This is a genomic window from Ornithinimicrobium humiphilum (assembly GCF_006716885.1).
Lineage (GTDB): Bacteria > Actinomycetota > Actinomycetes > Actinomycetales > Dermatophilaceae > Ornithinicoccus > Ornithinicoccus humiphilus.
Genome location: NZ_VFPU01000001.1, coordinates 2,398,110 through 2,410,856, shown reverse-complemented (window position 1 = coordinate 2,410,856; position 12,747 = coordinate 2,398,110). Strand labels below are relative to the sequence as shown.

The following is a 12,747-nucleotide window of genomic DNA, read 5'->3' as shown; positions in this document are numbered from 1 at the left end:
ACCCAGTGTAGGGCCGTGGGGAGGGTGGCTTGACGTGGGGGAATGTCTGTCCGGCGCGCGACACGCGGGGACCCTGCGGACGTTTCGTACAGGTTTTCGATTACGGTGGTCCACATGGTGCCCTCCGGGGTGGCCGTCCTCCCCAGCGGGACACGTGGGGGAGGGGGTCTGTCGGTGGCGGCACCTAGCGTCTGATCGGACACGGGATCGACGTCCTTCGCACCCAGGAGGGCGGGACGGCCGGACCGGCCGGTCGAAGGTAGACGCGCTCGCCACGAGAGACGAAGGAGCAGGACATGGCCCAGACCAGGACCCCCGCCAAGGCTGCCGCAGGAGCGGCCACCCGAGGCGCCGGCAACGACAAGCTGCGCGCGCTCGACACGGTGATGGCCCAGATCGAGAAGCAGCACGGCAAGGGCTCCGTGATGCGCCTGGGCGACGAGGACCGCCCGCCGATCCAGGTGATCCCCACCGGCTCCATCGCCCTCGACGTGGCGCTCGGCGTCGGCGGCCTGCCCCGCGGCCGCGTGGTCGAGATCTACGGCCCGGAGTCGAGCGGCAAGACCACGGTGGCGCTGCACGCCGTCGCCAACGCCCAGCGGGCCGGCGGCATCGCGGCCTTCATCGACGCGGAGCATGCGCTCGACCCGGAGTACGCCAAGAAGCTCGGCGTCGACACCGACGCCCTCCTCGTCAGCCAGCCCGACACGGGTGAGCAGGCGCTGGAGATCGCCGACATGCTGATCCGCTCCGGGGCGCTCGACATCATCGTCATCGACTCCGTGGCGGCCCTAGTGCCCCGCGCCGAGATCGAGGGCGAGATGGGTGACAGCCACGTCGGTCTGCAGGCCCGCCTCATGTCGCAGGCGCTGCGCAAGATCACCGGGGCGCTCAACAGCACCGGCACGACCGCGATCTTCATCAACCAGCTGCGCGAGAAGATCGGCGTGATGTTCGGCTCGCCCGAGACCACCACCGGTGGCAAGGCGTTGAAGTTCTACGCCTCGGTCCGCATCGACGTCCGCCGCATCGAGACCCTCAAGGACGGCACCGACGCGGTCGGCAACCGCACCCGCGCCAAGATCGTCAAGAACAAGGTCTCTCCGCCGTTCAAGCAGGCCGAGTTCGACATCCTCTACGGCCAGGGCATCTCCCGCGAGGGCAGCCTCATCGACATGGGCGTGGAGCACGGCTTCGTGCGCAAGTCGGGCGCCTGGTACACCTACGAGGGCGACCAGATGGGGCAGGGCAAGGAGAACGCCCGCCAGTTCCTCAAGGACAACCCGGACCTGGCCGACGAGATCGACCGCAAGATCAAGGCCAAGCTCGGCATCGGCGCCCAGCCGGTCACCGACGACCTCCCGGCCGGGGTCGACCCGGTCACCGGTGAGGTCTCGGTCGACTTCTGATGTCCGGCGGCACGGACGAGGCCCGGCTCGCCGCCGCTCGACAGGCCCTGGCGGCGGCCGAGTCCGCCGCCAGGGCCTCCGGCCTGCCGCGTCGCGGTGGGCCGGGCCCGGCCGGTGAGGTCCAGGGCGGGGACGCCACCCACGCGGGCACGCGACCGGCACGGCGCTCCGGCGTCGCGGGCGGTGGGTCGTCGGAGTCCGCGGGCGGCGAGCCCGACCCCCACGCCGTCGCCCGCAGCATCGTGCTGCGGCAGCTGGCCATGGGGCCGCGCACCCGACGTCAGCTCGAGGACAAGCTGCGCGACCGCGGGTGCGAGCCGCAGGTGGCCCGCGCCGTCCTCGACCGCATGACCGAGGTCGGGCTCGTCGACGACGAGTCCTACGCCGAGATGTTCGTGCGCTCCCGGCAGGAGACCAAGGGCCTCGCCGCGTCGGCGCTGCGCCACGAGCTGCGCCAGAAGGGCGTGGCCGACGACGTGGTCGAGGCGGCGCTGGAGGAGGTCGACCCCGAGCGCGAGAAGGAGCAGGCCCGGGCGCTGGTCGCCCGCCGGCTGCGCACGATGCGGGGCCTGGACCGGGAGGTGCAGACCCGGCGGCTGGCGGGCTTCCTGGCCCGCAAGGGCTACGGCTCGTCGGTCTCCCACCAGGTCATCCGCGAGGCGCTGGACGAGCTGCCCGAGCACCTGCGCGACTGACCGTCCCGCTCACTCGTCGTCGTCGCCGACCGGCTCGTCGGCCGGGTCCCACTCGACCTCGGTGAGTTCGTCCTCGTCGCCGTCGGTGTAGTGCATCGCCGACTCCTCGGGGGAGTCCCAGCTGGTGGGCCTGCCCTCGCGGGCGACCAGGCGCTCCTCGCGGTCCTCGGTGAGGCCCTCGTCGGGGGCGACGATCCGCCCGACCCGGCCGTACTCCTCGTCGCGCAGCCGCGCGCGCACCGCGTCGGCGTCCTCGCCGGTGGTGAAGCCGTCGTCCTCGGCGTCATCGTCGTCGGGGGCGGACCACGGGTCGGGATCCTCCTGACGCACCCGCTGGTCGATCGTCTCTCCGGTGGACTGCTCGGACGGGGTCAACCCGTGCGAGGTCACGCCCTGGAGCCGCTCCGGGACGCGGTACCCGCGGTCCAGCGGGTCCCCGTCGCCGTCGAGGGTGTCCTCGGACGAGAGCTGGTCCTCGTCGTCGATGCTGTAGACGCCGAACTCGTCGCCGATGCTCTCTCGATCGCCGGTGATCATGGTTCGCCCCTCCTTCAGAAGGTGCTTTCCTGGGGTGACCTCATCCTACGACCGGTAGGGGATCCGCGCTGTGAGGAGGACGACGACACGTCCGGGCGGCATTACCCTTGAGGGTGCGATGAACACCACCAAGACCTACGACGTGCGCACGCACGGCTGCCAGATGAACGTGCACGACTCCGAGCGGCTCGCCGGCCTGCTCGAGACGGCGGGCTACGTCGAACTGTCCAGCCTGCCCGAGGGGGAGCGTCCCGAGGTCGCCGACGTCGTGGTGTTCAACACCTGCGCCGTCCGCGAGAACGCCTCCAACAAGCTCTACGGCAACCTCGGCCAGCTGCGCCCCGCCAAGCTGAAGAACCCCGACATGCAGATCGCCGTCGGCGGCTGCCTCGCGCAGAAGGACCGCTCGACGATCGTCGCGCGCGCGCCGTGGGTCGACGTCGTCTTCGGCACGCACAACGTCGGCTCGCTGCCGGCGCTGCTCGACCGCGCCCGCCACAACAAGGCGGCCGAGGTCGAGATCCTCGAGTCCCTGGAGGTATTCCCCTCCACGCTGCCGACCCGGCGCGACTCGGCCTACGCCGCCTGGGTGTCGATCTCCGTCGGCTGCAACAACACCTGCACGTTCTGCATCGTGCCGAGCCTGCGCGGCAAGGAGAAGGACCGCCGACCGGGCGAGATCCTCGCCGAGATCGAGGCGCTCGTCGCCCAGGGCGTCGTCGAGGTGACCCTGCTGGGCCAGAACGTCAACACCTACGGCGTGGAGTTCGGCGACCGGCTCGCCTTCGGCAAGCTGCTGCGCGCCTGCGGCGAGATCGAGGGCCTGGAGCGGGTGCGCTTCACCAGCCCGCACCCGGCGGCCTTCACCGACGACGTCATCGCCGCGATGGCCGAGACCCCCAACGTCATGCCGAGCCTGCACATGCCGCTGCAGTCCGGCTCCGACCGTGTGCTGCGGGCGATGCGCCGCTCCTACCGCAGCGAGAAGTTCCTCGGGATCCTCGACCGTGTCCGTGCGCAGATCCCCGACGCCGCGATCACCACCGACCTCATCGTCGGTTTCCCGGGCGAGACCGAGGAGGACTTCCAGGACACCCTCGACGTCGTCCGAGCCTCCCGCTTCTCCAGCGCCTTCACCTTCCAGTACTCCATCCGCCCCGGCACCCCTGCGGCCGAGATGGAGGGCCAGGTGCCCAAGGAGGTCGTGCAGGAGCGCTTCGACCGGCTCATCGCCGTCCAGGAGGAGGTCTCCTGGGCCGGCAACCGCGAGCTCGAGGGCCGCGAGGTCGAGGTGCTCGTCGCGCCCGGCGAGGGCCGCAAGGACGCCGAGACCGAGCGCCTGTCCGGCCGCGCCCGCGACAACAGGCTCGTCCACTTCGCCGTGCCGCCGGGTGCGGAGCGTCCGCGCCCCGGCGACGTCGTCACCGTGGCCGTCACCTACGGCGCCCCGCACCACCTGATCGCCGACTCCGGCGTCCAGGGCGGGGTGTATGCCGTGCGCCGCACCCGCGGCGGCGACGCCTGGGAGGCGCTCCAGGAGGGCGCGACGCCGGGCGTGAAGCGCAAGCCGGCCGTGAGCCTCGGCATCCCGAGCATCGGCGCGCCGCCGCAGCGCGAGGTGGCCGCGGTCGCCTGCTGCCCGACCGACTGACCACGGCCTGGCTGTGGGCCTCCGCGCACGCGCGCGTGCCACCTTCGCCGACACCCGGCCGCTGCAGAATCCGCACTTCCGGCGGCTCTGGCTGGCCAACATCGTCACGGTCATCGGCGCGCAGCTGACGGTCGTCGCGGTCCCCGCGCAGATCTACGCCATCACGCGGAGCTCGGCGATGGTCGGGGTCGCCGGTCTGTTCGCCCTCGTCCCGCTCGTCGTCGGCGGGCTCTACGGCGGAGCGCTGGCCGACCACATGGACCGGCGGCGGTTGCTGGTGGTCACGACGACAGGCATCATCGCCGCCAGCGCGCTCTTCTGCCTGCAGGCGGTCCTCGACCTCCGCAACGTGTGGCTCCTGCTGGGGATCCTCGCGCTCCAGCAGGCCTTCTTCGCCCTCAACCAGCCGGCCCGCGCGGCGATCCTGCCGCGACTCATCCCACCCGAGCAGCTGCCCGCCGGCAACGCCCTGAACATGACGGTGATGCAGTTCGGCGCGATCGCCGGCCCGTTGGCCGGCGGCGCGCTCATCCCGGTCCTGGGCTACGCGGCCCTCTACGCCGCCGACACCGTGCTCCTCCTCGCCACCCTGTGGGCCGTGGTGCGGCTGCCGGCCATGCCCCCGACCACGGTCGCGACGGGGCGGGTGGGCCTGGGGCACGTGCTCGACGGGCTGCGCTACCTGCGCCTGCACACCGTGCTGCTGATGAGCTTCGTGGTCGACCTCATCGCGATGGTCTTCGGCATGCCGCGGGCCCTCTTCCCGCAGGTGGGGCATGAGGTCTTCGGTGGTCCGCTCGAGGGTGGCATCGCCTTCGCGCTCCTCATGGCCGCCATCCCGCTCGGGGCCGCGCTCGGCGGCGTCTTCTCCGGCTGGGTCTCGCGGGTGCGTCGCCAGGGGCTGGCCGTGATCGTCTCGGTCGTCGTCTGGGGGCTGGGGATCGGGGGCGCGGGGCTGGTCTTCCTGGCGGCCGGGCGCGTCGACGGCTCGGTGCAGCTGGGCCAGCGCGGCCTCGAGGGCACGCCGGCCCTGCAGGTGCTGCTCGTCCTGGCGGTCGCCGCGCTCGCGGTCGCCGGCGCGGCCGACATGGCCTCGGCCGCCTTCCGCTCGACGATGCTGCAGGAGGCTGCCGAGGACGACGTCCGCGGGCGGCTGCAGGGAGTCTTCTTCGTCGTGGTGGTCGGGGGTCCGCGGATCGCCGACGTGGTCCACGGCGGTGCCGGCTCGGCGCTCGGCCCCGGCGTCGCCACCGCGGGCGGCGGCCTCCTGGTCGTGGTCCTCGTGATCGTCGCAGCCCTCGCGGTGCCGGCCTTCGTGCGCTACCAGGTCGCACGCTGAGCCGACGGGACGCGGCGGCATACCCCGCGTTCCTCCCCCGAAGGACGGGCCTGCCCGCCCCGCCTCAGCCCGCCCGCTGCGCCAGCCGGGCGTGCTCCTCGTGGCACGCCACGCAGGCGCACAGCGTCAGCCGGTGCATGGTGCCGGCGTTCCAGAGCGTGCCCGGCGGGTAGAGCGGCTCGGGGCGCCCGCCCGGGCTGGTGAAGGTCGCCACGAGGACGGGTCGTGGGTCGATGTCGCCGGCGCCCAGGCAGCAGCGGCACCCGCTGTAGCCGCGGTCACCACCGTCGTGGGAGGTGGCGCGGTGCCGGCAGGTGCGGCACAGGTGCATCAGGACGCTCACGGCTGCTCCTGCCGCAGCACCGGCATGACGAGCGCGAGCACGTCGTCCTCGTCGGGGGAGCGCACCACGAGCGGGGCCAGGACGCCCTCGGCGGGCAGCATGACGCGGCCGTCGGGGACGGCGCCCACCGCCTGCCACAGGTAGTCCCGGTCGACCGTCAGCCCGTCGAGGTCGACGAGCCGGTCGGTCCCGGCCAGGGCGGCCTGCAGCGCGGCGCCGTCGACCGGGCGGTCCGCCCCGCCGTGGTCGAGCACCGCGCGGTAGTCGGGATAGGGCTCGTCCATGCCCGTCAGCCGCAGCTCGTCGTCGTCGGCGCTCACGACGAGGTGGTCGTCCTCGACCGAGACCTCCAGCGAGCAGTCCCGGCCGCGGAGCCAGGACGCGAGCCGGTCGGCCTCCTCGGCAGGCAGGAGCACCGACCCCGGGGTGGTGTTGATCGAGCTCCGGCGCCACGGGCCGGCGACGACCATGCGGTAGCGGTCGGTCGCCACCAGCGTCAGCCCGTCACCGACCTCGACCAGCACCCCCTGGAGGGCGGGCAGGTCGGGGTCGGTGCTGACCGCGTGCCGGACCGCGGCCAGGTTGGCGAGCAGGGTCGCGGCCGGGACGCCGGCGACGGGAGCGTCCTCCGGCAGGGGCGGGGTGCCGTCGGCCACCGCGGCCCGCAGCTGCGCGACCTGGGCGCGCGCCTGCTGCAGGCCGGTCTCGAGGCGGTCGAGGTGGGCGGTGAGCAGGTCGTCGGCCGTCCCGACGTCGCCGGTCCGCACCGCCTCGAGCGCGGCGGCCATCTCGGCGACCGGCATCTGGACCCGCCGCATACCGGCGAGCAGCCGTGCCTGCGCCACCTGCGAGGGCAGGTAGCGCCGGTAGCCCGTGGCCGGCTCGACGTCGGCGGGGGCGAGCACTCCGGTGCGATCGTAGAAGCGGAGCGCGCTCACGCTGATGCCGCTGGCGCGGGAGAGCTCGCCGATGGAGAGCAGGCGGGGGACGTCGGTCATGACCTCAGCCTGGGGTCTGCACCAGGGTGAGGGTCAAGCACCGGTTAGAGGTGCCCGTGCCAGAAGCGGTCGCGGCGGCCGGTGCGCCGGTTGAGCCGGCGGTGGGCCACCTTGCGGCGCGCGACGCGCACCTTGTAGTCGGTCTGCATGCGCATGACGTGCGCGACGGCCGCGGGACGTCCGCGGAAGCGCACGACCGAGAAGATCAGCAGGCCCAGGCCCAGGACGCTGGAGCCGATGAGGGTGCCCCCGACGACCGCGCCGCCGAAGAGCCACCAGGCGTCGTCGAGGACCCACCAGGCGGGGGCGGGCGGTGACCAGATCCACAAGACGCCGATGGCCGCCAGGCTCAGGGCGCCCAGGGCGGACAGCACGATGCGGCGCTTGGTCTCCACGCTCTCGACCGCGGCCAGCCAGGCCTTGACCTTGACCGGCTCGGTGAGCCGCCGCGCCCAGTGGTACTGCGTGGACAGCACGACGAGCCCGGACAGGATGAGGAGCATCCCGGGGCCGGGGAGGAAGAGGGCCAGCACACCGGCCGCCAGAAGCACCCACCCGAGGGTCTCGAGCACGAGGCGCTTCGCCGAGGTCACGGGAAAACCCTAACCTCGGACCCTGGCCCCTCCCTGTGCCACCCCGCCCGTCCGGTGCGGCCTCCGACGGCGGATCCGGCTGCCCGACGGGGGTGCCCCGTGTGGCACAGTGTTCGGCGTGACGTGGGCCCAGGTCGACCGGACGCAGCTGCTCGAGCTGAGCGCCCAGGACCCGTGGGTCCGGTGGGCGACGTCCTCCGAGCTGCTCGCCGTCGCGGGGGAGGACGGCTGGGCCTGCGTGGGTCCGTGGCGCCCCTCCGGCCACTGGGGCGGGACCGCCGTCGTGGCCCCCGGGAGCCCGGAGCGTGCCGAGTCCGAGGCGCTCGCGGTGCTCGCCGCCCTCGCCGACGAGCAGGGCGTGTCCGTCGAGTGGTTCTCGACCCTGCCGGGGCGGTCGCTGGAGGTGCCGGGCGGGCTGGCCCCCTCCGGCTCGGGGCACTGGGACTTCCTCTGGACGCGTGAGACGCCGGTCCTCGACCGTGTGGTGGAGGGCGTGGAGCTCGTGGAGCTGGACGACGTCGAGGACGCCGAGCGGATCGCTGACTTCGGGCTCCGGCACAACCTCTCGTTCGAGGGCTACCCGGGTCGCGGCTACGCGACGCTCTGGCTGGGGGTCGTCGACGACGGCGACCTCGTCGGGGTCGGGGCGGTGCACGAGCTGGCCTCGGGCATCCCGCACCTGGCCGGGATCGTCGTGGCGCAGGAGCAGCGCGGCCGGGGGATCGGTGCCCTCCTCACCGCGCGCCTGACGACGGCCGCGATCGAGGAGGCCGGGGTGAGCACGTTGGGCGTCTACAGCGACAACACCGCGGCGCTGCGGCTCTACGACGCCCTCGGCTACCGCACGGCCCACCGCCTGCACACGCGCTCGTTGAGAAGATCACGGTCATGACCGTTACGGGGGCGGGGGGATCGACCGCGCCCAGCGCGCCGACGCCGCGCGAGCTGCTCGCCACCCGCGTCGCGACGGCCCTGGTCGGGCTCGAGGCGCTGGTGCTGGTCGGCATCGCGCTCTTCTACGTCTACGAGCTGGTGCTCGGCCACGGCACCGACCTCATGGTCGTGATCATGTCGGTGGTGACGATCCTCGTCTTCGTTCTCGGCCTCTTCTACACGGCCAAAGGCCTGGGTATGCGGCATCCGCGCGCGCAGGCGCCCGCGATCGCCTTCAACTTCCTGCTCGTGCCGCTCGGTATCGCGATGTTCCAGTTCGCCCCGTGGTGGCTGGCGAGCCTCGTCGTGCTGATCAGCGCGTCGACGGTCGTCTCGGTCTTCCTCATGGGCCGCCTGGGGACGGGGCTGTCGACTCCGACGCCGGAGGGCTGAGCGGGAGCACCTGGACACGGGTGCACCGACCGGCCTCGACGAGCACCCCGCGACCGGGGACCGGACGGTCGCCGACGGGCAGCCTGACGCCGAGCACCCCGCCGTGGGTGGGTGTCGAGGGGGAGAGCACGAGCCCTCGTCGGTGCCGGCCCACCAGTGGGACGAGCCCGCGGAAGGCGGAGCCTGCGGCCTCGAGCTCGACGCCCACCAGGAGCGGACCGGAGGCCCGCGCGGCCCACGCCAGGACCGCGTCCTCGACCGGGCTGCCGGCAAGCAGGTGCGCGTCGTCGACGACGACCGGCCCGTCGTGGTCCTCGAGCCGGCGGGCCAGGTCGTCGGGGGCGCCCAGCGACGTCGCGTCGATGCGGAGCCCGGGGCCGGGGAGGAGTCGCGCGAGCGACGCCAGGGCCGTGCTGACTCCTGACCCCGGTGGGCCCGCGACCAGCAGGGGAGGTCTGGGGGCAGGGAGGGGCTCGGCCTCGTCACCACCCAACGCCCAGGTGCCGGGAGGGACGTCCGAAGGCCGGGATGCCGGCAGGCTCACGACCCGGGGTGGCGCGGTCCCGGGAGGCGGGCCCGGCTGGGGCCCGTCGCCCGCCGGCAGCACGACCTGGGCGAGGAGCCCGTCGCGGAGCCGGACCGCCCGGCCGGGCGGCTGGTGCCGGGGGATCTGGGAGGAGCGCAGCCCGGCCAGCGCGAGGTCGTCGGGCTGGTGGAGGGCCAGCGCCCAGGTCTCGGGGAGGCCTGCGGCCACGGCGCCGAGGAGCAGGGACCGGTCACCCGTGAGGAGGACCACGACCCCGGCGGCGGCCCCGTCCCTCAGCACCCGCAGGGCGAGCTCGCGAGCCCGCCCGTGACGGAGCTCGCCGTAGGCGTCCAGGAAGCGGTCCCAGCCGTCGACCACGAGCACCACCGGTGCGCGGTCCGGGTCCGGGCCGGCGGTCAGGCGCGCGCTGACCAGGTCGTCGACGACCTCGAGCACCCGCACGGCGTGCGCCGGGTCGGACGGCCCCACCCAGCCCCGCAGCCCCGGGTGGCGCGCGACCTCGGTCCCTTCCAGGCCGCGGGCGGGGTCGAGGACGAAGAGCCACACCGGTCCGGCCGCGGACAGCAGGGCGCGCACGGCGGTCGTCCGGCCGCTGCGGGCGGCCCCGACCACCCCGAGGTGCGAGCGGGCGTCCCAGCGGAGCTCTTCACGCCCCTGCTGGTCGGGCCGGTCGGCGACCGCCCAGACGCCCGGGGTGTCCAACGGGATCACATCCGGCAGCGGTGCCTGCCAGACGGGCCGGGCGGCGAGCCCCTCGCCCGCGGCGGCGTCGGCCAGAAGTCGAGGCAGCTCGCCCAGACCGTCCTCGGCCACGTCCGCCGCCGGGGGACGGTGCAGCGCCCGCCAGCCGCTCCATACCCCGTCGACCTCGTCGACCTCCCACTCCGCCCGGGTGGGTGGCGCACCCGGCCCGACCCGGGCGACACGGACCTGCCGTGGCGCCCCGGAGCCGGTGCGCAGCAGCGCCAGGCCGGGGCTGTGCTCGGGGAGGGCGGCGGCGTCGGGCACCTCCACGACGTCGAGGCTGTCCGCCGTGTCCCGCACCCGCAGCGCGATCCGCAGGTTGACGTTGGCCCGCAGGTCGGCCGAGACGACGCCGGCCGGGCGCTGGGTGGCGAGCACGAGGTGGACGCCGAGGCTGCGTCCGACGGCCGCCAGCCTGACCAGCCCGCCGAGGAAGTCCGGCAGCTCCTCGGCGAGCACCCGGAACTCGTCGATGACGACGAGCAGGCGGGGCAGGTCCGGCCCGGCGTGGTCGCGCACGTCCCGTGCGCCGACCCGCGCGAGCACGGCCTCGCGGCGGTGGAGCTCCGCACGCAGGGACACGAGCACGCGTTCGGCCAGGTGGGGGTCGAGGTCGGTGACGAGCCCGGTGGTGTGCGGCAGCGCGGCGCACTCGCCGAGCGAGGAACCACCCTTGTAGTCGAGGAGGAGCAGGGAGAGTTCCGAGGGCGGTAGCCGCAGGGCCAGGCCCGTGACCAGGGTGCGCAGCAGCTCGGACTTGCCGGAGCCCGTCGTCCCGGCGACCAGGGCGTGCGGGCCGTCGCGGGCGAGATCGACGAGGAAGGGCGTGCCGTGCTCGTCCGTCCCGAGCGGGACCGCGAGCGAGCGGGACGGGGACGCCCAGGCGCGTCGGACGTCCTCCGGTGTCGTGGGCCAGGGGAGGAGGTCACCGAGACGGGACGCGCCGGAGGGCGCTGCTGCCGGTCCTTGGGCACGGTCGGTCAGACCCGCGAGCGTGCGGGCCAGGCGGCGCGCGAGAGGGAGTCCCAGCAGGGTGGGGCGGAACCGGACGTCGTCCCGACCGGGGCGGCGCAGGACGGCCGTCCGGGCATCCCCCAGGAGGACCTGGGTGGTCCCGGCCGGGGCCTCGGTCACGTCGTCGAGCAGGAGCAGCCCGTCCGGTCGCTGCCAGGCGATGGTCGTCCCCGTGACGTCGGCGGTCGACGGCCGGGTGTGCGGCAGCCAGGCCAGCAGGTCCCAGCTGTCGGTGGGGGTCGCGTCGGGGTCGACCGTGATGGACAGCTCGGAGGGTGGGAGGCGGCAGGCGACCTGCAGCAGCAGGCTGCGGGCGAGGGCGTCCCGCAGCGGGCGGGGGCCGACGACCGCGAGGGGCGTGGACAGGTCGAGCGGGAGCGGTGCCGTGGGGTGCCGCAGGGGCGTCGCGTCGAGGCTCACCTGCGACAGGGCGGTCGCCTCGCCCAGCACCGTCACCGGAGGTCCGCCGGCGTCCGACCACAACCCCGCGGTCGGGCGGGGGAGCAGGGCGCTGACGGGGCCGAGCAGTCCGGGGTGGGCGCTCCGCAGACGGACGAGCTCGTCGCGGCGGGCCTGCTCGGCCGCCGCCCGGACGTCGGCGAGCGCCCGCCGGTGCCGGTCCGTCGCCGTCCGGTGGTCGAGGCGCGCCGAGCGCCGCTCGCCCAGGTGGTGCCCCAGGAGCATGGCCGGGGCCATCAGGCCGAACAGCAGCATCGTCGGGGTCCGCAGCACCGCCGCGAGCAGGCCGGCGGCCACCAGCGGCAGCGTCCACGCCCAGACCGACGGGCGAGGCACCTCGCGGGGGACCGGTGGTGCGGGTGAGGCCAGACGACGCTCCTCGACCGGCACCCTCGGCCGCGGCCAGGGAGTGACGACGAGCCGCCCCTCCTCCTCGTGGCCGGAGACGGGTGGAAGCGGCTCCAGCACGAGCACGAGCCGGCTCGACCCGACCTCCAGGGTGGCACCGGGTGGCCAGGGGGCCGTCGAGACCGCCGGTCCGACCTCGTCCTGCTGGTCCTTGCTGTCGTGGTCCTCCGGCGGGTGAGCGTCCGGACACTCCCACCGCAGCCCGTTGGTCGACCCGAGGTCCTCCACGACCACGCCGGACCGCTCGTGCCGGACCTGCACGTGGGCCCGGGAGAGGGCCTCGTCGTGCACGACGAGGTCGCACGAGGGAGCGCGGCCGACGGTCACGGCCCGGCCGGCCGGCAGGCTGACCGAGGCGCCGGCGTCCGGGCCCGCGGAGACGACGAGGCGCACCGCGCTCGCGGGCTCCCCGGCCATCGGCCCGGGCACGGCATACCCGTGGCGCAGCGGTGCCGACGGGTCGGCCGGCGCCTCCTCGGCTCCGAGCACGGCGTGCAGCTCGCCGGTCGTGGCGTGCGCGGGCGCGGTGACGACCAGGTGCCGTGGGCGCCCCCTCCCGGGGGCCGTGACGTGGACCCTCATGGACGCCATCGTGGTCCGGACGGGCACCCCGCCCGGGCTCGTCGTCCACAGGTGGACCGGTCGTCCACAGGTTCGGTTCGGGTTCGGTAAGGACTTGGCAAA

The 12,747-nt window shown here is 74.4% G+C and carries 11 protein-coding genes; 6 read left to right on the top strand and 5 right to left on the bottom strand.

Features of this window, described 5'->3' with window-relative positions:
• Window positions 1-296: 296 nt before the first annotated feature.
• Both recA and FB476_RS11360 read left to right on the top strand, forming a co-directional pair.
• Complete coding sequence (gene recA, locus FB476_RS11365; protein WP_141818863.1) at window positions 297-1,409, top strand: recombinase RecA; 1,113 nt, start codon at window positions 297-299, stop codon at window positions 1,407-1,409.
• On the top strand, window positions 1,409-2,104 hold the full coding sequence (locus FB476_RS11360) for a regulatory protein RecX (RefSeq protein ID WP_141818861.1): 696 nt from the start codon (window positions 1,409-1,411) through the stop codon (window positions 2,102-2,104). The genes recA and FB476_RS11360 overlap by 1 nt, the downstream gene beginning before the upstream one ends.
• Window positions 2,105-2,113: 9 nt before the next feature.
• Here FB476_RS11360 and FB476_RS11355 read toward each other — a convergent pair whose 3' ends face one another.
• Window positions 2,114-2,641, bottom strand: coding sequence for a DUF5709 domain-containing protein (locus FB476_RS11355; protein ID WP_141818859.1), 528 nt, complete (start codon window positions 2,639-2,641; stop codon window positions 2,114-2,116).
• A gap of 118 nt (window positions 2,642-2,759) precedes the next feature.
• Here FB476_RS11355 and miaB point away from each other — a divergent pair, with 118 nt between their 5' ends.
• Both miaB and FB476_RS11345 read left to right on the top strand, forming a co-directional pair.
• A complete protein-coding gene (miaB, locus tag FB476_RS11350) occupies window positions 2,760-4,292 on the top strand; it encodes a tRNA (N6-isopentenyl adenosine(37)-C2)-methylthiotransferase MiaB (RefSeq protein ID WP_141818857.1) in 1,533 nt (510 codons plus the stop codon).
• Between the two features lie 13 nt (window positions 4,293-4,305).
• Window positions 4,306-5,631, top strand: coding sequence for an MFS transporter (locus FB476_RS11345; RefSeq protein ID WP_202876966.1), 1,326 nt, complete (start codon window positions 4,306-4,308; stop codon window positions 5,629-5,631).
• 64 nt (window positions 5,632-5,695) lie between these two features.
• Here FB476_RS11345 and FB476_RS11340 read toward each other — a convergent pair whose 3' ends face one another.
• From FB476_RS11340 to FB476_RS11330, 3 genes are read right to left on the bottom strand one after another with little or no spacing between them, the layout of a single operon-like run.
• A complete protein-coding gene (locus FB476_RS11340; protein ID WP_141818853.1) occupies window positions 5,696-5,974 on the bottom strand; it encodes a hypothetical protein in 279 nt (92 codons plus the stop codon).
• Window positions 5,971-6,972: a DNA polymerase III subunit beta family protein gene (locus tag FB476_RS11335; protein ID WP_141818851.1), complete on the bottom strand. Its 1,002-nt coding sequence runs from the start codon at window positions 6,970-6,972 to the stop codon at window positions 5,971-5,973. Before FB476_RS11335 ends, FB476_RS11340 begins: the two co-directional genes overlap by 4 nt.
• Before the next feature lie 44 nt (window positions 6,973-7,016).
• Window positions 7,017-7,565 carry a PGPGW domain-containing protein gene (locus FB476_RS11330; RefSeq protein ID WP_141818849.1) on the bottom strand — a complete coding sequence of 183 codons (549 nt, stop codon included), beginning with the start codon at window positions 7,563-7,565 and terminating at the stop codon, window positions 7,017-7,019.
• Between the two features lie 118 nt (window positions 7,566-7,683).
• Between FB476_RS11330 and FB476_RS11325 the strand changes: the two genes are divergently transcribed.
• A complete protein-coding gene (locus tag FB476_RS11325; RefSeq protein WP_141818848.1) occupies window positions 7,684-8,457 on the top strand; it encodes a GNAT family N-acetyltransferase in 774 nt (257 codons plus the stop codon).
• Window positions 8,454-8,891, top strand: a complete 438-nt coding sequence (locus tag FB476_RS11320) for a hypothetical protein (RefSeq protein ID WP_141818846.1) — start codon at window positions 8,454-8,456, stop codon at window positions 8,889-8,891. Before FB476_RS11325 ends, FB476_RS11320 begins: the two co-directional genes overlap by 4 nt.
• Here the strand turns inward: FB476_RS11320 and FB476_RS11315 are convergent.
• Window positions 8,842-12,645 carry an FtsK/SpoIIIE domain-containing protein gene (locus FB476_RS11315; protein ID WP_170233602.1) on the bottom strand — a complete coding sequence of 1,268 codons (3,804 nt, stop codon included), beginning with the start codon at window positions 12,643-12,645 and terminating at the stop codon, window positions 8,842-8,844. The two genes, FB476_RS11320 and FB476_RS11315, sit on opposite strands and share 50 nt — an antisense overlap.
• Between the last annotated feature and the right edge of the window lie 102 nt (window positions 12,646-12,747).

Bases quoted from the DNA above. Each gene is read 5' to 3' on its own strand.
- recA (WP_141818863.1), top strand. From the start codon at position 297: ATGGCCCAGACCAGGACCCCCGCCAAGGCTGCCGCAGGAGCGGCCACC.
- FB476_RS11360 (WP_141818861.1), top strand. From the start codon at position 1,409: ATGTCCGGCGGCACGGACGAGGCCCGGCTCGCCGCCGCTCGACAGGCC.
- FB476_RS11355 (WP_141818859.1), bottom strand. From the start codon at position 2,641: ATGATCACCGGCGATCGAGAGAGCATCGGCGACGAGTTCGGCGTCTAC.
- miaB (WP_141818857.1), top strand. From the start codon at position 2,760: ATGAACACCACCAAGACCTACGACGTGCGCACGCACGGCTGCCAGATG.
- FB476_RS11335 (WP_141818851.1), bottom strand. From the start codon at position 6,972: ATGACCGACGTCCCCCGCCTGCTCTCCATCGGCGAGCTCTCCCGCGCC.
- FB476_RS11320 (WP_141818846.1), top strand. From the start codon at position 8,454: ATGACCGTTACGGGGGCGGGGGGATCGACCGCGCCCAGCGCGCCGACG.
- FB476_RS11315 (WP_170233602.1), bottom strand. From the start codon at position 12,645: ATGAGGGTCCACGTCACGGCCCCCGGGAGGGGGCGCCCACGGCACCTG.